The following is a 20,193-nucleotide window of genomic DNA, read 5'->3' as shown; positions in this document are numbered from 1 at the left end:
ACCAGACCGCCCGCATATCCCTTCAAATATACAGCAATGTCAAAAAGCAGAGGAAACAAAACAACCCAAACTTCGCCACCATTAAATGGCGAGGTCTAAGCCATCAAGTCCCAGATTTCCGAACCCTGCATCGCCGTGGCGCCGCCTTGTCCGTCCGTCGTAGCGTCTCGCTGCGTCGGTGAAGGGGTATCTAGGATCTGCGAGCGCGGCTTGCAAGCGGAAAAATGCCCGGCTTGGCAGAAAAATCTCAAAGCAATGATTTCCTGTCATTTTTCTGTCGCAGATTCGGGCAGATGCTGCCTGCCCTGCCGAAACCCAAGGCGAGTCACCGCCCCCGAGTCGCGCCTCAGCCCGGTTTCGCCGCCGAGTCGGCCCCGGAATCGTCGCCTCAGATCACGTGGCCGGGCCCCGAAACGAAAAACGCGGCCCAGGGGGCCGCGTTCTGCATCGCATGGAAGCCGGATCAGCGCTTCGAGAACTGGAAGGAGCGGCGGGCTTTCGCCTTGCCGTATTTCTTCCGTTCGACCACACGCGAGTCGCGGGTCAGGAAGCCGGCCGCCTTCAGCGCGGCGCGCAGACTGGGCTCGTGCAGTTGCAGCGCCTTCGAGATGCCGTGCTTGACCGCACCGGCCTGGCCCGACAGGCCGCCGCCGGCAACGGTGGCATAGACGTCGTACTGGCCCGAGACGCCGGCCACGTCGAAGGGCTGGCGCAGGATCATCTGCAGCACCGGACGGGCGAAGTATTCGGCGATGTCCTTGCCGTTCACGACCACCTTGCCCGAACCCGGCTTGACCCAGACGCGGGCGACCGCGTCCTTGCGCTTGCCGGTGGCATAGGAACGGCCCAGCGAATCGCGCTGCGCCTCGCGAACCGGGGCAGCCGCCGGAGCAGCCGTCGCGACCGATTTCAGATCGTCGAGGGTTTTGATGTCTTCGGCCATGGCTTACGCGCTCCGGGTATTCTTGGCGTTCATGGACTTGACGTCCAGGACTTCGGGCTGCTGGGCCTCGTGCGGATGCTCGGCACCGGCATAGACGCGCAGATTGGTCATCTGCTGCTTGCCCAGCTTGTTGCGCGAGATCATGCGTTCGACGGCCTTGATCACCACCCGCTCGGGGTGGGCGCCTTCCAGCACCTGGCGGGCGGTGCGGTGCTTGATGCCGCCCGGATGGCCGGTGTGCCAGTAGTATTTCTTGGCGTCGCGCTTGTCGCCGGTCATCTGCACCTTGTCGGCGTTGATGATGATGACGTTGTCGCCCATGTCCATGTGCGGGGTGAAGGTCGGCTTGTGCTTGCCACGCAGGCGCATCGCCACGATCGAGGCAAGACGGCCCAGAACGACGCCCTCGGCGTCGATCAGGATCCACTTCTTCTCGATCTCCGCCGGTTTCGCGGTATAGGTTTTCATCTGTCGGTCCCTTTGGGGGCTGTAATTCGAGATGGCGGTATATCGGCGAAAGCCGTGCGCAGGTCAAGCGCGCTGCACGTCAATTCTGCAATAAATTACAATGGCTTAAAAATTAGGTATTATCATACCGCAAACCAAGCCCCGCGAAAATCAGCGTTTCGGCGGAATCGAGTAGGTCATCGAGCAGCGCGCCACCGGATCCTCGACGCCTTCGGAATGGATCAGCACCTCGCCCACCGCCAGCACCCGGCCCAGTTTCAGGATCCGGCACTCTGCCAGCAGGTCGCGCCCCGCCTCGGGCTTGCGCATGAAGTCGATCGAGGCATTGGTGGTCACCGCCAGCGCCACCTCGCCGATCCGGGCCAGGATGGCCAGATAGATCGTCACATCGGCCAGCGCGAACATGGCCGGGCCGCTGACGGTGCCGCCGGGCCGCAGATGCTGGTGATCGACGGACAGGCGCGAGATCAGCAGGCGTTCGTCCAGCGACTGGACCCGGACCTGTCCCGCCACCTGCGGAAACGTCCGGTCCAGAAAGATGTTCAGCGCCTCGCGATCCATCTGCAATGCCATGCTTCCCCCCTGCCCCATCGGCGGCTAGAGTGGACGGCAAAGCCCGGCAAAGGCAAGCCGCGCCGTGGCGTCAGGGAGGACGAGATGAAGGACGGAGACCCCCAGCCGCTGGTGCTGCGCCAGGATCAGGGCCATGTCGCGCGGCTGATCCTGAACAGCCCGAATAATTACAACGCGCTGTCCACCGCGATGATCGACGCGCTGTCGGATGCGCTGGACGAGATCGCCGCCGATGACGGGGTCCGGGTGCTGGTGCTGGCGGCACGCGGCAAGGCCTTCTGCGCCGGTCACGACCTGCGCGAGATCCAGGGCGCCCGCAACGACGCGGATGACGGCCGCGCCGCCTATGAGCGGTTGTTCTCGCATTGCTCGGCGCTGATGCAGAAGCTGCCCGCCCTGCCCCAGCCGGTCATCGCCGAGGTGCAGGGCATCGCCACCGCCGCCGGCTGCCAGCTGGTCGCCAGTTGCGACATGGCCGTCGCCGCCGAGGGCGTGCGCTTCGGCGTGAACGGGGTGAATATCGGGTTGTTCTGCTCGACGCCGATGGTGGCGCTGTCCCGCGCCATCCCGCCGCGCGCCGCCTTTGAACTGCTGGTCACCGGCGAGTTCATCGACGCCGCGCGGGCCCGCGAACTGGGGCTGGTCAACCGCGTCATCCCACCCGAGACGCTGGAGGCCGAAACCATGGCGCTGGCCGCGACCATCGCCGGCAAGCTGCCCGCCGCCGTGCGCATGGGCAAGCGCGCCTTCCATGCCCAGGCGCGGATGGGGCTGGCCGACGCCTATGCGTCGACCGGCGCAGTGATCTGCGAGAACCTGATGCGGCCCGACACGGCCGAAGGCATCCAGGCTTTCCTGGAAAAGCGGCCGCCGGACTGGGACTAGCCCAGCGCCGCCAGCCAGGGGAAGGTCTCAAGCAGCCAATAGGCGAAGACCGGGAAGGCGCCGGTCACCAGCGCCAGGCCGACGACGACCAGCAGCCCCCCCATGATGCGCTCGATCAGCTGCAGATGCGGCTTGATGCGGTTCATCACGGGAATCGCCCGGTTGATGAAGATCGCCGACAGCAGGAAGGGAATGCCCAGCCCCAGCGCATAGACCGCCAGCAGCGCCGCGCCGCGCCCGGCCTCGGCGCCGGTGGCGGCCAGCGACAGGATCATGCCCAGCTGCGGCCCGATGCAGGGCGTCCAGCCAAAGGCGAAGGCCAGCCCCAGCACATAGGCCCCCAGCGCCGAGCCGCCCTTGTCACCGGCATCCAGCCGCGCCTCGGTATCCAGAAAGGGGATGCGGATGATGCGCAGGAAATGCAGGCCCATGACGATCACCACCACCCCTGCCCCGCGCGCCAGCCAGTCCTGCCATTGCAGGAACAGCCGCCCGAAGGCCGAGGCCGCCATGCCCATCAGCAGGAAGACCGTCGAAAGTCCCAGGATGAAGAACAGCGCCGGGACCACGGCGCTGCGTTCGCCGGATTTCAGCCCGCCGACGCCGATGCCGGTCATGTAAGCCAGATAGGGCGGCACCACCGGCAGCACGCAGGGCGACAGGAAGGACAGGATCCCGGCCAGCAGCGCGACCATCGCGGCGGGCAGGAAGGCGGCGTCTGCAAGCTCGATTCCCAACATGTCCGGCACCTTGGCGCAAGGAAAAGGCGCGGGAAAGCCCCGCGCCCCTCACTCTTTTGTGGGAAGGCTGCGACAGATCAGCCCATCGACCACCAGCCGCGCCGCTTGGGCCGTGCCGAAGTCTCCTCCTCGGCTAGTTCCGGCTCGGGCTTGGCGGCCGGAGCCTCGGCTTCATTGGCGGTTTCCGGCTGCGGCGCCGGCTGTTCTGCCTCGGCTTCCGGCGCCGGAGCTTCAGCTTCCGCAGCGGGCTCCTCGGCGGCAGGCGCTTCCGCCGCCTCGACCTCGGGTTCCACCGCCTGCGCCGTCTCGGCCACAGCAGCCTCGCCTTCGGCAGCCGTGACGCTCGGCTCGACCGGCTGGGCTACGGCGATCTCCGGGGCGCTGTCGGCGGCGGGCTCATCCTCGGCCTTGCGGCGCCGGGTGCGCGTACGGCGGCGGGGCGCGGCGGCCTCCTCGGCGACCGGTTGTCCGGCAGCGGCTTCCTCGGCGACCGGCTCGACCGGCTCGGGCGCCAAGCCTTCTGCGGCCTCTTCCGCGACCGTTTCGCCGTCCGCCTCTTCGGCGTGATGGCCTTCGCCGTCGCCGTTCTTGCCGCCGCGACGGCGGCGACGGCGGCGGCGGCGCTTGCTGGCATCGCCTTCGCCATTCTCGGCTCGACCGTCCTCGGTCCGGCCGTCCTCGGCACGATCCTCGGCGGCGGCGTCCTCAACCTCGTCTTCCTCGGCCGGCTCCTCGTCGTCGATCTGCGCCATCAGCCGGGCATCGACCGAGACCACAGGCGAGGCCACCTCGGGCACGTTGCGGGTGGCGGTCTTGAACTTCTCGATGGCGTAATCGGGCGAGATCAGCCCCGGATCGGCTTCGACCCGCACCGCCATGCCGTAGCGGGCCTCGATATTCGCTATATGCTCGCGCTTGGCGTTCATCAGGAAATTGGCGACGGCGACCGGCGCCTTGACCAGCACCTCGCGCGAGCGTTTGCGGGTGCCCTCTTCCTCGATGGCGCGCAGGATGGTCAGCGCCAGGCTGTCATCGGACCGGATCAGCCCGGTGCCGTGGCAATGCGCACAGGGCTGCGTGGTCGATTCCAGCATGCCCGGCCGCAGGCGCTGCCGGCTCATCTCCAGCAGACCGAAGCCCGAGATGCGGCCGACCTGGATGCGCGCCCGGTCGGTCTTGAGCTTGTCCTTGAAGCGCTTCTCGACGGCGGCGTTGTTCTTGCGCTCCTCCATGTCGATGAAGTCGATGACGATCAGCCCGGCCAGGTCGCGCAGACGCAGCTGGCGGGCGATTTCCTCGGCGGCCTCCAGGTTGGTCTTCAGCGCCGTGTCCTCGATCGAGCCTTCCTTGGTGGCCCGGCCCGAGTTCACGTCGATGGCGACCAGCGCCTCGGTCACGCCGATGACGATATAGCCGCCGGATTTCAGCTGCACGACCGGGTTGAACATGCCGCCCAGGTAGCTTTCCACCTGGAAGCGCGCGAACAGCGGCATCTGATCCTGGTAATGCTTCACGTTCTTGGCATGCGACGGCATGATCATCTTCATGAAGTCCTTGGCGGTGCGATAACCGCGATCGCCCTCGACCAGAACCTCGTCGATTTCCTTGCTGTAGATGTCGCGGATGGTGCGCTTGATCAGGTCGCCTTCCTCATAGACCGGCGCCGGGGCGATGGACTTGAAGGTCAGTTCGCGGATCTGTTCCCAGAGCCGCATCAGATATTCGTAATCGCGGCGGATCTCGGTCCGCGTCCGCTGGCTGCCGGCGGTGCGGATGATCAGCCCGGCGCCTTCCGGCACCTCCAGCTCGCTGGCGATCTCTTTCAGCTTCTTGCGGTCGGCGACGTTGGTGATCTTGCGCGAGATGCCGCCGCCGCGCGCCGTGTTCGGCATCAGCACGCAATAGCGGCCGGCCAGCGACAGATAGGTGGTCAGCGCGGCGCCCTTGTTGCCGCGCTCTTCCTTGACGACCTGGACCAGCATGATCTGCCGGACCTTGATCACCTCCTGGATCTTGTAGCGGCGGGCACGGGGCTTGCGGGGCGGCGCGATCTCCTCGGCCACATCCTCCTCGGCGACGGATTCGATGCCGTCATCCTCGGCGGCGTCGTCGCCATGCGCCTCGTCGGCCTGCTCCTCGGCAACCTGCTCCTCGGCGGCGGTCGGGGCCGGCCCGGCGGCGATCTCCTCGGACGGCGCGGACTCGCCTTCCGACAGATCGACCACGGTCATGCCCGCGATCTCGTCCGAGACCACGACGGCATCGCCACTGTCGGCCGCAGCGGCCTTCGGCGCCTTGCGGCGGCGCGGGCTGCGCTTGGGCTTCTCGCTCTCGTCACTTTCCGCCGCGGCGGCCTGGCGTTCTTCCTCGATCAGGGCCTGACGATCGGCGGCGGGGATCTGGTAATAATCGGGATGGATTTCCGCGAAGGCCAGGAAGCCGTGGCGGTTGCCGCCGTAATCCACAAAGGCGGCCTGCAACGACGGCTCGACCCGCGTTACCTTGGCCAGGTAGATATTGCCCGCAAGCTGGCGCTTGTTGACGGTCTCGAAATCAAATTCTTCGACCTTCGTTCCATCGACCACGACCACCCGAGTTTCCTCGGCATGTGTGGCGTCGATCAGCATTTTCTTTGACATGTTTCCGTCTTTCGGGCAGCCGCACCGGCCCGCGCAGGGGCGGGATCGGGGTTTGGCTGCCGCATGAGGGGACGGCGAGCATCGTGCTGCCAGCAGCAATCGCGGCGACCGGGGAAAGCCCCTGCCACCGTTGCCGATCAAGCTGCATTGCGCGATCCATCGCGTCTGTTTACCTTTCTTGGCCCGTCCCGCACGAGGGCGGTCCGGGCGGCGATCTACGGTCGCCCAGAGGCCCCGTGGGGCTTGGGCAGGATTTTCCGCGCGTCGCACCACCGGCACTTTTCGGGTGTCGCGGCTGGCTACGCGCTGCGAAACTGTCGAGGAGGGACAACCAAAAGTTGCGGCGCCCGCCTTACAGGGGCAAGATAGCGGGGAAGCAGGCGTCGTTACAATCTGTTTTTAGACCCGCGGCCGGGATTCGCCGTTTTCGGCATCCTCCCGGCCAGCCGTGATCACAGATAATCGCCCCGGCTCAGCCCGTATTTCGCCATCTTCTCGTTCAGCGTCCGGCGCGGCAGGCACAACTCGTCCATCACCGCGGCGATGCTGCCCTTGTGGCGGCGCATAGTATTGTCGATCAGCATCTTCTCGAAGCTCTCGACATATTCCTTGAGCGGCTTGCCCTCGGTCGTCGTGGCCTCTTGCGTATCCTCGCCATCCGCCATCAGCAACGAGGCGATCGACCCCGAGCCGCGGCGGTTCTGCAGCACCGCGCGCTCGGCGACGTTGATGAGCTGGCGCACATTGCCCGGCCAGGGTGCCTGCAACAGCTGCGCGGCTTCCTGCGCGGTGACCTGCGGCGGCTCGCAGCCGTATTCCTCGGCGAATTGCTCGGTCATGCGGGTGAACAGGGACAGGATGTCCTCGCCGCGCGAACGCAGCGGCGGCAGGGTGATCTTCAGCGCCGTCAGGCGATAGAACAGGTCGGGACGCAGCGAATCCTCGGCCTTGCGCCCCTCGCCGCGGGCATTGGAAATGGCGATGATCCGCGTCTCGGCCGGGCTGCCCTGATCGGCGATGAAGGCCAGCAACCGGGCCTGCAACGGGTCGGACAGCGCCTCGATATCCTCAAGGCAGAGCGTGCCGCCGCGCGCCTCCTCGACGGCGGGCAGGCCGTTCTCGACCGGGCCGAACAGCTTCGCGGCCAGCACCTCGTCATTGTAGGCGGCACAGGAGATCGGCACGAATTTCTTCGAGGCGCGCGGCCCGACAGCATGCAGCGCATGGGCGACCAGGGTCTTGCCGGTGCCGGTCTCGCCGTCGATCAGCACATGGCCGTCGGCCTGGCCCAGGTCCAGGATATCCTCGCGCAGCCGGTCCATGACCGGGCTGGCGCCGATCAGCTTCGACATGACCTGCTGGCCTTCGGAAAGGTCGCGGCGCAGGGCGCGGTTGTCCAGGGTCATGCGCCGGGCCTGGCTGGCCTTCTTGACCAGCTCGGTCAGGCGCTCGGGATTGAAGGGCTTTTCCATGAAATCCATGGCGCCGATCCGCATGGCCTCGACCGCCATCGGCACGTCGCCATGGCCGGTGATCATGATGACCGGCAGGCCGGAATCGATGCCCATCAGCCGCTTGAGGAAGGCCATGCCGTCCATGCCCGGCATCCGGATATCAGAAATGACCACCCCGGGCCAGTCCGCGCCGATGACCTTCAGCGCGTCGTCGGCGCTGGCGAAAGTCTCGGTGTCGAAGCCGGACAGGACCAGCCACTGGCTGATCGATTCGCGCATGTCGGGTTCGTCATCCACCACTGCGATCTTCAAAGTGCGGCTCATGGGCCTCTACCTCTTCTCGTTATTCCGCCGCCAGCCGGGTCCCCGCCTTCTGGCCGGGATCGTGCAGCGGCAGCTCAAGTTCGAATACGGCGCCCCGGCCGCCCTCATCCGACGCATTATGCGCGGTCAGGCGGCCCCCGAAATCGGCCGCGATCCCCGACGAGATCGCCAGGCCCAGTCCGGTCCCTTCTCCGGGCTTCTTCGTGGTGAAGAAAGGTTCAAACAGATTTTCCAGGTCCGAAACACCCGGGCCGTTGTCACGCACGGACAAGAATGCGTGAGAGCCCGAGCTGACGGTGATCTCGATGGCCGGATCGCGCAGGCCGCGCGTCGCATCCACCGCATTGCGCAACAGGTTGATGACGATCTGCTCCAACCGGATTCGGTCGCAATAGACCATGACCGGATAGCGCGGGATGTTGCGCTGCAGCCGGATGGTGCGCGAACGCAACTGCGGCTCCATCATCATCAGCGCGCTGGACAGCGCGGCGCGCAGATCGACCGGCTCGAAAGCCTCGCCGCCCTTCCTGGCATAGGATTTCAGCTGCCGGGTGATGGCGCCCATACGCTCGACCAGATCGTCGATGCGCTGGAAGCTCGACAGCGCTTCATCGGACCGGCCGCGCTGCAACAGCAGCCGGGCGCCGGCCAGATAGGTCTTCATCGCCGCCAGCGGCTGGTTCAGCTCGTGGCTGACACCTGCCGACATCTCGCCCAGGGCGGCCAGCTTGCTGGATTGCTGGACGGTCTGCTCGGCCACGCGCAGTTCCTTCTGCATGCGCTCACGCTCGGCGATCTCGCGGGTCAGGCGCAGGTTCAGCGCCCGCAGATCGGCCGATTCGCGCATCCAGGCCGCCGATTCGACCCGCGCCCGGCGCGACAGCAGATAGAACACCGCCGCCAGCAGGATGGCAAAGCCCATGATCACCAGCGCCAGAACCGCGTTCACCCGCTCGCGCACCGAATCATAGGTGGTGAAGGCGATCATCTTCCAGCCGCGGAAGGGGATGCGGGTCTCGGACTGCATGACCGCGCGGCCCTGGACATAAGCGTCGGCGGGCGTGGCGGTCCAGTCCGCCGTCACCTGGAAGGCGCGGGCGATGGCCGAGGGTGCGGAACGCACCGCCAGCGCTTCGGGCAGGGTCAGGCCGCGCCAGCGCGGCTCGGTCGACAGGATGATCTGGCCGGAACTGTCGGTCACCGCAATGGCGTCATAGATCCCGGCCCAGGACCGCACCAGCCGCGCCAGGTCGGCGCCGACCACGACCACGCCCAGCGTGCGCCCATCCGCGACCACCGTGCGGGAATAGGTGAATTCATAGGCCCCCTGCGGCGAGGGCGAGACGGTGAACACCGTGTCCTTCGAGCGCAGCGCCTCGACGAAGAACGGCTCCTGCACGTAATTCGTGCCGATCAGGTTGCGATCGGTCGAGCCGACCACGCGCCCCGATGCGTCCAGCAGCTTGATCGAGGCGGCGGCGATCTCCTTCTGCGCCGAGATCAGCCGCGCCGAGGTGCCCGAGAATTCGTTGCCGATCAGCGCCGAAATCAGCGCCGGATCGCGCGCCAGCAGTTGCGGCACCACCGAGGTGCGCTGCAATTCCGACAGCAGGTTGCCGGTGTAAAGCGCCGAACGCAGCTCGGTCCGCACCCGGGTGGTTTCGGAAAAGCGCGCCGTCAGCCAGGCATTGGTAAACCAGATCGTGCCCGCGGCCACGACCAGCAGCGCGACGATCGCGCCGCGCAGGCCCCAACGGCTGGTCAACCCAGCCCTGCCCTCCGGGAACCCGGCAGAGTCCTGTTCTTCTCGCATGCGCCTCCGGCATCGCCCCGTCAAGGGGATCGACGAAGTCTAATCCGCGAAGGGTCGCTACTCAAGTCAGGCCGCGACAAGCTCCTGAACCAGCGAGGCGAACAGCCGCGCGCCGTCGGTTCCGCCATGCGCCGGATCGGCGGCCCGCTCGGGATGCGGCATCATGCCCAGCACCCGCCGGTTCTCGGACAGCACCCCGGCGATGTCCTCGACCGAACCGTTGACGCCCGGCACATAGCTGAAGGCGATGCGGTCCTGCGCCCGCAGCGCCGCCAGGCCCGCGGCGTCGATCTGGTAATTGCCGTCGTGATGTGCCACCGGCACCCGGATCTCCTCACCGGCCGCATAGGCCGCGGTGAAGGGGCTGGCCGCGGTCGCGACCTTCAGCACCACCTCGCGGCACAGGAAGCGCAACCCGGCGTTGCGCATCAGGGCGCCCGGCAGCAGGTTCAGCTCGGTCAGCACCTGAAAACCGTTGCAGATGCCCAGCACGTAACCGCCGCGGGTCGCATGGGTCTTGATCGCGCCGGCGATGGGCGAATGCGCGGCGATGGCGCCGCAGCGCAGGTAATCGCCAAAGGAAAACCCGCCCGGCACCGCGACCAGGTCGGTGCCGGCAGGCAGCGCCTCGTCCTTGTGCCAGACGCGCGACACCTCGGCCCCCGCCTGCCGCAAGGCGACGGCCAGATCGCGGTCGCAATTCGATCCGGGAAAGGTGATGACGGCAGCTTTCATGACGGACCTCCGGGATAATGCCTCGCGCCTCCCATACTGCAAGCCGGCGCAACTGTTAAGCGGCTTTGCACGACCGTCCGTCTTCTTCGTTCTCCAAACGCTCACATCCCCGACACCACGCCGGCCCCTTCACCGTTTCCCAAATACCCATGCGGCCCCACCACAAGCGAAAAGGGCCGGGGTTGCCCCCGGCCCTTCGCAATCCCATGCGGCGGATCAGCCCGCCAGCGCCTTGTTCAGGTATTCGTCGACCTTTTCCAGGTAGCCCATGGTGGTCAGCCATTTCTGGTCCGGCCCGACCAGCAGCGCCAGGTCCTTGGTCATGTGGCCGTCCTCGACCGCCTGCACCGTGACCTTCTCCAGCGTCTCGACGAAGTTCTTCAGCGCCGCGTTGCCATCCAGCTTGGCGCGGTGCTTCAGCCCGCCGGTCCAGGCGAAGATCGAGGCGATCGAGTTGGTCGAGGTCTGGTTGCCTTTCTGATGCTCGCGATAGTGGCGCGTCACCGTGCCATGCGCGGCCTCGGATTCGACGATCTTCCCGTCCGGCGTCATCAGCACCGAGGTCATCAGCCCCAGGCTGCCGAAGCCCTGCGCCACGGTATCGGACTGCACGTCGCCGTCGTAGTTCTTGCAGGCCCAGACATAGCCGCCCGACCATTTCATCGCCGAGGCGACCATGTCGTCGATCAGCCGATGCTCGTAATGGATGCCCTTCTTCTTGAACTCGGCCTCGAACTCCTCCTCGTAGACCTTCTGGAACAGGTCCTTGAAACGGCCGTCATAGGCTTTCAGGATGGTGTTCTTGGTCGAAAGATAGACCGGATAGCCGCGGTTCAGGCCGTAGTTCATCGAGGCGCGGGCGAAGTCGATGATCGACTCGTCGAGGTTGTACATCGCCATGGCGACCCCGGCGCCCGGGGCCTGATAGACCTCGTGCTCGATGGTCTCGCCATCCTCGCCGACGAACTTGATCGTCAGCTTGCCCTTGCCCGGGAAGCGGAAATCGGTGGCCTTGTACTGGTCGCCGAAGGCGTGGCGGCCGACGACGATGGGCTGGGTCCAGCCGGGGACCAGGCGCGGCACGTTCTTGCAGATGATCGGCTCGCGGAAGATCACGCCGCCCAGGATGTTGCGGATGGTGCCGTTGGGCGATTTCCACATCTTCTTCAGGCCGAACTCCTCGACCCGGGCCTCGTCCGGGGTGATGGTGGCGCATTTCACGCCGACGCCGTATTGCTTGATCGCCTCGGCCGCATCCACGGTGATCTGGTCCGAGGTGCGGTCGCGCTCCTCGATGCCCAGGTCGTAATATTTCAGGTCGATGTCCAGATAGGGAAGGATCAGCTTCTGCTTGATGAAGTCCCAGATGATCCGGGTCATCTCGTCGCCGTCGAGCTCGACGACGGGGTTCTCTACCTTGATCTTCGACATGGGTGGTCCCTTCGATTAGGATTCGGCTCGGTGGCGCTATAGCGGCATTCAATGCGAAAGGAAAGCCCGGTATGCAATCGCATACCGATCAATGCGCCCACTTCGACAGACAGGCGTAAAGCAGCGGCGCCACCAGCCCGCAAGCGCTCGCCGGCAGCGCGAAGGAACTGGTGAAACCCTCGCACACGCCAAGGAACGAACGGCCAACCGTCAGGCCGACCAGCAGCAGGAAAAGCCAGGGCTGCTCCTCTCGCCGGATGCCGTGCGCAAAGGACAGCCGCAACGCCAGCAGGCAAGGCAGGACCAAGGCAGTGCCTCGCCTATGCCGATCACCCGGGCCGCGAAACGGCGCGGAACGCCTCGAAACCGCTGCCTGGCGCGTCATCCCCGGCGATCAGCGCCGCCACCAGTCGCAATCCGTGATCCAGCGCGGCCAGCCCAGCACGCATAAAGCCAGCGCGGCCAGCCGTCAGCCCATGTCAGCTCCGGAAATACACCCGCGCGCTTTCGCTGAGCCAGGACCACAGCGCCGGTGCGCCGCGTTCGATGCGCAGACCCACGCGCTCGACCAGCTGCTCGTAGGTCACGCGGTATTCGACCCAGGATCCGCCGCCCGAGGCGATGTTCTGCATCACCGGCTGCGCCCGGTCCAGCGACTTGGCAAAGACCGCGTCCCGGGTCTCGTTGGCCTCGAACTCGGTCCAAAGCGCGCGCAACTCGCGGCCCTGGGCCTCGGGCAGCAGGCCGAAGATCCGCGCAGCGGCGGCCTGTTCGGCGACCAGTTGCGCCGCGCCGTGATGCGCCGCGCCGCCCTGCGCATGGATCGGCACATCGCCGGTGTCGATCTCGACCAGATCGTGCAGCAGCAGCATGCGGATCACCCGGCCGATCGCCACCCCCTCGCCGGCATGGGGCGCCATGACCAAAGCGTAAAGCGCCAGGTGCCAGCTGTGCTCGGCGCTGTTCTCGCGCCGCGAACGGTCGCAAAGCAGGCTGGCGCGCAGCACCGATTTCAGCCGGTCGGCCTCGGCCAGGAAGGCCAGGCGCTGCGCCAGTTCGCCGCAGGGCGCGCAGCCCTCCAGCAGGGCCTGCGCCGCCTGCATCGCCTCGGGCCATTCCGCCCAGAGCCGCCGGGCGCGGCCCGATGTCATGTTGTCGCGGACGATCCCGACATGATCGGGCAAGGGCTCGGGCGCGCCAAGCACCTGGAACAGCGGCTGGACATGGTCCATGCGCTTGGCCATGCGCGCGTCCGGGCTCTCGCCCGCCTCGAACTCGTGCCACAAGGCCAGCAACGCCTCGCCGCCGGGCAGCATGCCGAACAGCCGGCGCGCGGCGGCGTCCTCGGCCGCCTGCACGGCGGCCATGTCATGGGCCAGGTGGATCGGGTGGTCGCCCGTGTCGATCTCGACCAGGTCGTGCAGCAGGATCATGGCGATGGCCCGGTCCGAGGCACCGAACACCAGCGCATAAAGCGCGACATGCCAGCTGTGCTCGGCGCTGTTTTCCGGCCGCGACAGGTCCATCAGAACATTCGCCCGCTCGACCGACTTCAGCCGGTCGGCCTCGGTCAGGAAGGCGAAACGCCGGGTCAGGTCGGTCATCGGGGCCTCCTGTCGAAAGCGAGCCGGCTGAGCAGGCAGGACAGAATGAACGCCGGCAAAGCCAGAACTGCGCCAAGGAGCAGCCAATCCATCGCATGGCTGTAACCGCCATCGCCAGCCGGCCCAATGATGTAGGCGCACAGCGGCAGCAGTACCGTGAGAACGACAAAACCCGGACGAAGCGCCTGAGGCCAAACGGACGCCAATCCGAAATGCCAGAGAAAGGAAGCCAACCCGCCGGCGATGACAAGGGCATCGAGCCGGCGTCCAAGCCCATTTCCGAAGGGAATCGGAACCCACCCCTGTTGGACCGCGCGGAAATTGACTGCGCGGAAATTGGCAACCAATGTCCGCAAAATGGCCACACAGGCCAAGAGCAACCCGGCACCGGCCCAGATCAACCGACGCCGGCCAACCGTCACCGCGTGTTCTCGGTCAGGCGACGCCGGACATAGGCCTGCACCGTGTCGATCATCGGCTTCATATGCGCCTCGTCGTCGCGGAAGAAGTGGTCGGCACCCTCGATTTCCTCGTGCGTGATGGTGATGCCCTTCTGCTCGCGCAGCTTGCCGACCAGCGCATGGGTATCCTTGGGCGGCGCCACCCGGTCGGCGGTGCCGTTGATGATCAGCCCCGAGGACGGGCACGGCGCCAGGAACGAGAAGTCATACATGTTCGCCGGCGGCGCGACCGAGATGAAGCCGGTGATCTCGGGCCGGCGCATCAGAAGCTGCATGCCGATCCAGGCGCCGAAGCTGAAGCCCGCCACCCAGCAATGCTTGCTGTTGGGGTTCATCGCCTGCAGATAATCCAGCGCCGAGGCGGCGTCCGACAGCTCGCCGATGCCCTGGTCGAATTCGCCCTGGCTGCGGCCGACCCCGCGGAAGTTGAACCGCATGACGGTGAAGCCCATGCGGTGGAAGGCATAGTGCAAATTGTAAACGACCCGGTTGTTCATCGTCCCGCCGTATTGCGGGTGCGGGTGCAGGATGATGGCGATGGGGGCGTCGCGCGCGGCTTGCGCGTGATAGCGCCCCTCGAGACGACCTTCGGGACCGGGGAAAATCAGTTCGGGCATGGGCTTCCTTTGAAACTCGGGTTCCTTGACCCAGTGGCGTCGCGGCTCTAGATCGTCAATCTGGGAAGCGCGCCCGACATAGGCAAGACGCATTCAAGGACGGCGCCGGGGGAATTAGCCCCTGGCTCGCGCGTCGTCAATGGTTTGCGCCGGGAGGAGAGGCAAGATGAAACTGTCCACCAAGGGACGTTACGCGATGGTCGCCCTGGTCGATCTGGCCATCGCCAAGGGCGACGACCTGACATCGCTGGCCGAGATTTCCAAGCGTCAGGACATCTCGCTGCCCTATCTGGAACAGCTCTTCGTGCGGCTGCGCCGCGCCGGGCTGGTCGATTCCGTGCGCGGCCCGGGCGGCGGCTACCGGCTGGCCAAGGCGCCCGAGACCATCCGCGTGGCCGATGTGCTGGAGGCAGTGGACGAAACCGTCAGCGCGCTGCATGTCGGCGCCGGCGCTTCGGGCGGGGTCTCGGGGTCGCGCGCGCAGACGCTGTCCAACCGGCTTTGGGAAAGCCTGTCGGCGCATGTCTATGTGTTCCTGCACAATCACACGCTGGCGGATGTGGCAAGGAACCAGCTGCTGCCCTGCCCCGCCCTGCCCAAGATCCTGTCGATCGTGGACGACTAGGCCATGCGGGTTCTGGTCGCCGGTCTGGGCAACATGGGCCGCAGCCATGCGCTGGCCTGGCTGAAGCAGCCGGGGGCCAAGCTGGTCGGTCTGGTCAACCGCAGCCCGGTCGACCTGCCCCCTGAGCTTGCTGCGATCCCGCAAAGCCAGGATTTCGACGAGGCGCTGCAGCGCCTGCGCCCCGATGTCGCGGTGATCGCCACCTATTCCGACAGCCATGCCGATTATGCCGTCGCCGCGATGCGGGCCGGGGCGCATGTCTTCGTCGAGAAGCCGCTTGCCACCACGGTGGAGGATGCGCGCCGCGTGGTCGAGACCGCCGCCGAGACCGGGCGCAAGCTGGTCGTCGGTTATATCCTGCGCCACCACCCGAGCTGGCAGCGCCTGATCGCCGAGGCCCGGGCGCTTGGCGGGCCCTATGTATTCCGGCTGAACCTGAACCAGCAAAGCACGGGCCCGACCTGGAAGGTGCACAAGGCCCTGATGCGCACCACGCCGCCCATCGTCGATTGCGGGGTGCATTACGTCGACGTGATGTGCCAGATCACCGACGCGCCCCCGGTCGAGGTGCGCGGCATGGGCCTGCGCCTCTCGGACGAGATCGCGGCCGGGATGTACAATTACGGGCATTTCCAGGTGGTTTTCGAGGACGGCTCGCTGGGCTGGTACGAGGCCGGCTGGGGGCCGATGATGTCGGACACCGCCTTCTTCGTGAAGGACGTGGTCAGCCCCCGCGGCGCGGTCAGCATCCGCATGGCCGAGGATGCGCGCTCGGACGATATCGACACCCATACCCAGACCTCGCGGCTGCGCCTGCACCGGGTCGGAGAACCCGACCGCGATCTGTCCATGGCCGGAGAACCCGGCCATCAGCAGCTTTGCGATGCCGAGGCCGCCTTCATGCTCCGCGCCATTGCCGAGAACATGGACCTGAGCCGCCACATGCGGGACGCGGTCTCCTCGCTTGCCGTCTGCCTGGCGGCCGATGAATCCGTCAGGACTGGCCAGCCGGTGCGATTGCGCTGATCGCGTCATGCCCTTGTCACCATTCCTTGCGAAACGGCGCGCATGGCCCTAAATGAGCCTTTCCTTTTGACCTAGCACGGTTTCGCAACCGGGGGACCCGCGCCATGTCCGATCTGCAGACGCCCTATTACCTGATCGACCTTGCCAAGCTGCGGGTGAACATGGAGCGGATCCGCTATCTGCGCGAACGCTCGGGGGCGAAATGCCTGCTGGCGCTGAAATGCTTCGCCACCTGGTCGGCCTTCGACTTCATGCGCGACTTCATGGACGGCACCACCTCCTCCTCGCTGTTCGAGCTGCGGCTGGGGCATGAGAAATTCGGCAAGGAAACCCATGCCTATTCCGTCGCCTGGGCCGATCACGAAATCGACGAGGCGCTGGGTTACGCCGACAAGATCATCTTCAACAGCCTGGGCCAGCTCGACCGGTTCGGGACGCAGGCTGCGCAGCGCGGCATCGCCATGGGGCTGCGACTGAATCCGCGCTTCTCGACCTCGGGCTTCGATCTGGCCGACCCGGCCCGGCCCTTCTCGCGGCTGGGCGAATGGGATCTGAACCGGCTGGAGGCGGCGCTGGACCGCATCTCGGGCGTGATGATCCATTACAATTGCGAGAATGCCGATTTCGAGCTGTTCGACGCGCAGCTTGGCCGGATCGAGGCCGAGTTCGGCGGCTTCTTGGAAAAGCTGGACTGGGTCTCCCTGGGCGGCGGCATCCATTTCACCGGCGAGGACTATCCGCTGGACCGGCTGGCCGACCGGCTGAAGGCGTTCTCGGAACGCTTCGGCGTGCAGGTCTTCCTGGAACCGGGAGAGGCCAGCATCACCCGCTCGACCTCGCTAGAGGTGACGGTTCTGGACGTGATCCATCACGGCAAGGACGTGGCCATCGTGGATAGCAGCATCGAGGCGCATATGCTCGACCTGCTGATCTATCGCGAGACGGCGAAGCTGCCGCAGGACGGCGAGCATCCCTTCCAGATCGCCGGCAAGACCTGCCTCGCAGGCGACATCTTCGGCGAGGGCCGCTTTCCGCAGCCGCTGCAGGTCGGCGACCGCATCAGCATCGCCGATGCCGGCGGCTATACCATGGTCAAGAAGAACTGGTTCAACGGCGTTCCCATGCCTGGCATCGCCATCCGGGCCGAGGACGGAACGATCCGCGAGGTTCGCCGGTTCAGCTACGACGATTACCAGGCCAGCCTGTCCTGACCAGGCGCAAGCCATCCCCTTTCCCAGCCCCCGAAAAGGAGAACGAATTGGCCAAGAACGTGCTCATCATCGGCGCCGGCGGCGTCGCCCAGGTGGTCGCGCATAAGGTGGCGCAGAACGCCAAGGAATTCGGAACGCTGCATATCGCCAGCCGGACCGTGTCCAAGGCCGAGAAGATCATCGCGAGCATTCGTGAAAAGGGCCATTCGGTCGAATTCACCGCGCATCCGCTGGACGCGATGGACAGCAAGGCGGTGGCCGGGCTGATCCGCCAGATCGACGCCGGAATCGTCGTCAACGTGGGCTCGGCCTTCGTCAACATGACCGTGCTGCAGGGCTGCATCGAGACCGGCGCCGCCTATATCGACACGGCCATCCACGAGGATCCGGCCAAGATCTGCGAAACGCCGCCCTGGTATGCCAATTACGAATGGAAGCGCCGCGAGGATTGCGAGAAGGCCGGCGTCACCGCCATTCTGGGCGCGGGTTTCGACCCCGGCGTGGTCAACGCCTATGCCCGGCTGGCCGAGGACGAATATTTCGACAAGATCGATTCGATCGACATCGTGGACATCAATGCCGGCAGCCACGGCCGCTGGTTCGCGACCAATTTCGACCCCGAGATCAATTTCCGCGAATTCACCGGCACGGTCTATTCCTGGCAGGGCGGCGAATGGCGGCAGAACAAGATGTTCGAGGTCGGCCGCGAATGGGATCTGCCCGTGGTCGGCAAGCGCACCGCCTATCTGTCCGGCCATGACGAGGTGCACAGCCTCTCGGCCCGCTACAAGGACGCCGATGTGCGCTTCTGGATGGGCTTCGGCGAGCATTACATCAATGTCTTCACGGTGCTGAAGAACCTCGGCCTGCTTTCCGAGCAGCCGGTCAGAACCGCCGAGGGGCTGGATGTCGTGCCGCTGAAAGTGGTCAAGGCGGTGCTGCCCGACCCGGCCAGCCTCGCCCCCGATTACGAGGGCAAGACCTGCATCGGCGACCTGGTCAAGGGCACGCTGGACGGCAAGCCGGGCGAGGTCTTCATCTACAACGTTGCCGACCACAAGGACGCCTATAACGAGGTCGGCAGCCAGGGCATCAGCTACACCGCCGGCGTGCCGCCGGTCGCGGCGGCGATCCTGGTCGCCCGCGGCACCTGGGACGTGAAAAAGATGGCCAATGTCGAGGATCTGCCGGCCCGGCCCTTCCTGGAACTGCTGGGCGCCCTGGGCCTGCCCACCCGCGTCATCGACGCCTCGGGCGATCATCCGCTGTAAGCGTCAAGGCTCCGATCAACCTTAATCAACCCCGCGCCGAGGAACCCCGGCGCGGGGTTTGCGTTTTGCGCCTGCTGCAGCGCGCGGGGAAGCCCCGGGGAAAGCATGGAGGAATCATGACACCGGCCGACGACAGAAACCACATGTTCCCCATCTCTGCGCCGGCCGAGAAACGGTCGCTGCCGCGTGTCGCGAACTGGGCGGTGATCGGCATCTTCCTGCTGCTGCTGTTCGGCTTCTTCGCCCAGGCCCGCAGCTTCCTGATGCCAGTCACGCTGGCGCTGCTGCTGTTTTTCGTCTTCATCCCCTTTCGGCGGCTGATGGACCGGCTGGGGATCGGCGCCGTGGTCACCGCCGCCATCGTGTCGCTGGGGTTGGTGGTCTCGGTGGTGGTGATCGGCTTCGTGATCTCCGGCCCGGTGAACCGGCTGGTCGAGAACGCGCCGCAGATCACCGAACGGCTGGAACAACGCTTCACCGAATTGCGCAGCAATTTCCGCGGCATCGAGCGCGCGGCCGAAAAGATCGACGAGATTGCCGGCGGCGGCGCGCCCAAGCCCGAACCCGCCGCCGCGCCGGACGCCACGCCGCCCGACGCGACGCTGACCGGCACGCTCAGCGCGGTCCCCGCCCCCGGCACGCCGCAGCCGCCCGACCAGCAGATCGAGGTCGAGGTGAACGCCACCCCGGAAACCTCGACGCTGGCCAGCGTGCTGAACCTTGGCCCGGCCTTCGTCGGCCAGATCATCTTCACGCTGTTCCTGCTGTTCTTCCTGCTGTCCTCGGGCGACCTGCTCTATCTGAAGATCGTGCAGAGCTTCGACAGCATGCGCGAAAAGCGCGCCGCCTATCTGGCGCTGCGCGAGATCGAGGACAGCCTGGGCACCTATCTGGGCGCCATCACCCTGATCAATGCCTGCCTTGCCGTCGCCATCGGCCTGGCGATGTGGGCCTGGGGCATGCCCAGTCCGCTGCTGTTCGGGCTGGCCGCCTTCCTGCTGAACTACATCCCCTATCTGGGGTCGGTCACCGGCATCATCATCGCGACCCTGGTCGGTCTTTTCGTCCATGACGACCTGTTCACGCCGCTGATGGTCGGGCTGACCTATCTGGGCCTGACCGCATTGGAAGGCCAGCTCATCACTCCGTATTTCGTCTCGCGCCGCTTGCAGCTCAATACGGTGGTGGTGTTCCTGACCGTGGCGCTCTGGGCCTGGCTCTGGTCGGTGCTCGGCATGATCGTGGCGGTGCCGCTGCTGGTGGTCATGCGCGTGCTGGCCGATCACATCCCCGGCCTGGAGAAGTTCGGCAACTTCCTGGCCGGCGAGGATCCCCCGGCGCTGGAGGACGAGGACGAGGAGGAGGCGCGCGAA

Annotated in this window: 19 protein-coding genes; 6 read left to right on the top strand and 13 right to left on the bottom strand. The window is 66.1% G+C overall.

Annotated features, from left to right (window positions below; all coding sequences use genetic code 11):
• Positions 1 to 463: 463 nt before the first annotated feature.
• The 3 genes from rpsI to ACFOMP_RS07410 form a co-directional block, all read right to left on the bottom strand.
• Complete coding sequence (gene rpsI / locus ACFOMP_RS07420; RefSeq protein WP_289894062.1) at positions 464 to 943, bottom strand: 30S ribosomal protein S9; 480 nt, start codon at positions 941 to 943, stop codon at positions 464 to 466.
• Positions 944 to 946: 3 nt separating this feature from the next.
• The gene (rplM, locus tag ACFOMP_RS07415) at positions 947 to 1,411 is read right to left on the bottom strand and encodes a 50S ribosomal protein L13 (protein WP_011749243.1); all 465 of its coding nucleotides are present in this window, start codon (positions 1,409 to 1,411) and stop codon (positions 947 to 949) included.
• 150 nt (positions 1,412 to 1,561) lie between these two features.
• On the bottom strand, positions 1,562 to 1,984 hold the full coding sequence (locus ACFOMP_RS07410) for a PaaI family thioesterase (RefSeq protein ID WP_289894063.1): 423 nt from the start codon (positions 1,982 to 1,984) through the stop codon (positions 1,562 to 1,564).
• 84 nt (positions 1,985 to 2,068) lie between these two features.
• On the opposite strand from ACFOMP_RS07410, the gene ACFOMP_RS07405 reads away from it, so the two are divergent.
• Entirely contained in the window at positions 2,069 to 2,869 is an 801-nt protein-coding gene (locus ACFOMP_RS07405) for an enoyl-CoA hydratase (RefSeq protein WP_289894064.1), read from the top strand.
• On the opposite strand, the gene ACFOMP_RS07400 is transcribed toward ACFOMP_RS07405, so the two are convergent.
• From ACFOMP_RS07400 to ACFOMP_RS07355, 10 genes are all read right to left on the bottom strand, one after another.
• Positions 2,866 to 3,609, bottom strand: coding sequence for a cytochrome c biogenesis CcdA family protein (locus tag ACFOMP_RS07400; RefSeq protein WP_289894065.1), 744 nt, complete (start codon positions 3,607 to 3,609; stop codon positions 2,866 to 2,868). The genes ACFOMP_RS07405 and ACFOMP_RS07400 overlap by 4 nt on opposite strands.
• A 77-nt stretch (positions 3,610 to 3,686) precedes the next feature.
• Positions 3,687 to 6,248 (bottom strand): Rne/Rng family ribonuclease, encoded by a 2,562-nt coding sequence (locus tag ACFOMP_RS07395; RefSeq protein WP_379029031.1) that lies wholly within the window; start codon positions 6,246 to 6,248, stop codon positions 3,687 to 3,689.
• Between the two features lie 452 nt (positions 6,249 to 6,700).
• Positions 6,701 to 8,026 carry a sigma-54-dependent transcriptional regulator gene (locus tag ACFOMP_RS07390; RefSeq protein WP_289894067.1) on the bottom strand — a complete coding sequence of 442 codons (1,326 nt, stop codon included), beginning with the start codon at positions 8,024 to 8,026 and terminating at the stop codon, positions 6,701 to 6,703.
• Between the two features lie 19 nt (positions 8,027 to 8,045).
• The gene (locus ACFOMP_RS07385) at positions 8,046 to 9,839 is read right to left on the bottom strand and encodes a sensor histidine kinase (RefSeq protein ID WP_289894068.1); all 1,794 of its coding nucleotides are present in this window, start codon (positions 9,837 to 9,839) and stop codon (positions 8,046 to 8,048) included.
• A 66-nt stretch (positions 9,840 to 9,905) separates the two neighbouring features.
• Positions 9,906 to 10,574 carry a phosphoribosylformylglycinamidine synthase subunit PurQ gene (gene purQ / locus ACFOMP_RS07380; protein ID WP_379029027.1) on the bottom strand — a complete coding sequence of 223 codons (669 nt, stop codon included), beginning with the start codon at positions 10,572 to 10,574 and terminating at the stop codon, positions 9,906 to 9,908.
• A gap of 216 nt (positions 10,575 to 10,790) precedes the next feature.
• A complete protein-coding gene (locus ACFOMP_RS07375; protein ID WP_289894070.1) occupies positions 10,791 to 12,005 on the bottom strand; it encodes an NADP-dependent isocitrate dehydrogenase in 1,215 nt (404 codons plus the stop codon).
• Positions 12,006 to 12,093: 88 nt separating this feature from the next.
• The gene (locus tag ACFOMP_RS07370; protein WP_379029024.1) at positions 12,094 to 12,312 is read right to left on the bottom strand and encodes a hypothetical protein; all 219 of its coding nucleotides are present in this window, start codon (positions 12,310 to 12,312) and stop codon (positions 12,094 to 12,096) included.
• 172 nt (positions 12,313 to 12,484) lie between these two features.
• Positions 12,485 to 13,609, bottom strand: a complete 1,125-nt coding sequence (locus tag ACFOMP_RS07365; protein WP_379029021.1) for an HD domain-containing protein — start codon at positions 13,607 to 13,609, stop codon at positions 12,485 to 12,487.
• The gene (locus tag ACFOMP_RS07360) at positions 13,606 to 14,031 is read right to left on the bottom strand and encodes a hypothetical protein (RefSeq protein WP_379029018.1); all 426 of its coding nucleotides are present in this window, start codon (positions 14,029 to 14,031) and stop codon (positions 13,606 to 13,608) included. The genes ACFOMP_RS07365 and ACFOMP_RS07360 overlap by 4 nt, the downstream gene beginning before the upstream one ends.
• On the bottom strand, positions 14,028 to 14,687 hold the full coding sequence (locus ACFOMP_RS07355) for an alpha/beta hydrolase (RefSeq protein ID WP_379029015.1): 660 nt from the start codon (positions 14,685 to 14,687) through the stop codon (positions 14,028 to 14,030). Before ACFOMP_RS07355 ends, ACFOMP_RS07360 begins: the two co-directional genes overlap by 4 nt.
• 166 nt (positions 14,688 to 14,853) lie before the next feature.
• On the opposite strand from ACFOMP_RS07355, the gene ACFOMP_RS07350 reads away from it, so the two are divergent.
• From ACFOMP_RS07350 to ACFOMP_RS07330, 5 genes are all read left to right on the top strand, one after another.
• Positions 14,854 to 15,312, top strand: coding sequence for a Fe-S cluster assembly transcriptional regulator IscR (locus ACFOMP_RS07350; protein ID WP_289894074.1), 459 nt, complete (start codon positions 14,854 to 14,856; stop codon positions 15,310 to 15,312).
• A 3-nt stretch (positions 15,313 to 15,315) separates the two neighbouring features.
• A complete protein-coding gene (locus tag ACFOMP_RS07345; protein ID WP_379029012.1) occupies positions 15,316 to 16,338 on the top strand; it encodes a Gfo/Idh/MocA family protein in 1,023 nt (340 codons plus the stop codon).
• Between the two features lie 104 nt (positions 16,339 to 16,442).
• A complete protein-coding gene (locus tag ACFOMP_RS07340) occupies positions 16,443 to 17,549 on the top strand; it encodes a carboxynorspermidine decarboxylase (protein ID WP_379029009.1) in 1,107 nt (368 codons plus the stop codon).
• 47 nt (positions 17,550 to 17,596) lie between these two features.
• Positions 17,597 to 18,820, top strand: coding sequence for a saccharopine dehydrogenase family protein (locus ACFOMP_RS07335; RefSeq protein ID WP_379029007.1), 1,224 nt, complete (start codon positions 17,597 to 17,599; stop codon positions 18,818 to 18,820).
• A gap of 143 nt (positions 18,821 to 18,963) precedes the next feature.
• Positions 18,964 to 20,193, top strand: a 1,230-nt coding sequence (locus tag ACFOMP_RS07330) for an AI-2E family transporter (RefSeq protein ID WP_379029004.1), incomplete at its 3' end; no start/stop codon positions are given.

Origin of the sequence: Paracoccus simplex (assembly GCF_042648325.1) — a bacterium.
Classification (GTDB): domain Bacteria; phylum Pseudomonadota; class Alphaproteobacteria; order Rhodobacterales; family Rhodobacteraceae; genus Paracoccus; species Paracoccus simplex.
This window is presented reverse-complemented; position numbering and strand designations above follow the sequence as displayed.

Bases quoted from the DNA above. Each gene is read 5' to 3' on its own strand.
- ACFOMP_RS07340 (WP_379029009.1), top strand. From the start codon at position 16,443: ATGTCCGATCTGCAGACGCCCTATTACCTGATCGACCTTGCCAAGCTG.
- ACFOMP_RS07400 (WP_289894065.1), bottom strand. From the start codon at position 3,609: ATGTTGGGAATCGAGCTTGCAGACGCCGCCTTCCTGCCCGCCGCGATG.
- purQ (WP_379029027.1), bottom strand. From the start codon at position 10,574: ATGAAAGCTGCCGTCATCACCTTTCCCGGATCGAATTGCGACCGCGAT.
- rpsI (WP_289894062.1), bottom strand. From the start codon at position 943: ATGGCCGAAGACATCAAAACCCTCGACGATCTGAAATCGGTCGCGACG.
- ACFOMP_RS07405 (WP_289894064.1), top strand. From the start codon at position 2,069: ATGAAGGACGGAGACCCCCAGCCGCTGGTGCTGCGCCAGGATCAGGGC.
- rplM (WP_011749243.1), bottom strand. From the start codon at position 1,411: ATGAAAACCTATACCGCGAAACCGGCGGAGATCGAGAAGAAGTGGATC.
- ACFOMP_RS07375 (WP_289894070.1), bottom strand. From the start codon at position 12,005: ATGTCGAAGATCAAGGTAGAGAACCCCGTCGTCGAGCTCGACGGCGAC.
- ACFOMP_RS07350 (WP_289894074.1), top strand. From the start codon at position 14,854: ATGAAACTGTCCACCAAGGGACGTTACGCGATGGTCGCCCTGGTCGAT.
- ACFOMP_RS07395 (WP_379029031.1), bottom strand. From the start codon at position 6,248: ATGTCAAAGAAAATGCTGATCGACGCCACACATGCCGAGGAAACTCGG.
- ACFOMP_RS07385 (WP_289894068.1), bottom strand. From the start codon at position 9,839: ATGCGAGAAGAACAGGACTCTGCCGGGTTCCCGGAGGGCAGGGCTGGG.
- ACFOMP_RS07390 (WP_289894067.1), bottom strand. From the start codon at position 8,026: ATGAGCCGCACTTTGAAGATCGCAGTGGTGGATGACGAACCCGACATG.
- ACFOMP_RS07365 (WP_379029021.1), bottom strand. From the start codon at position 13,609: ATGACCGACCTGACCCGGCGTTTCGCCTTCCTGACCGAGGCCGACCGG.
- ACFOMP_RS07355 (WP_379029015.1), bottom strand. From the start codon at position 14,687: ATGCCCGAACTGATTTTCCCCGGTCCCGAAGGTCGTCTCGAGGGGCGC.
- ACFOMP_RS07345 (WP_379029012.1), top strand. From the start codon at position 15,316: ATGCGGGTTCTGGTCGCCGGTCTGGGCAACATGGGCCGCAGCCATGCG.
- ACFOMP_RS07410 (WP_289894063.1), bottom strand. From the start codon at position 1,984: ATGGCATTGCAGATGGATCGCGAGGCGCTGAACATCTTTCTGGACCGG.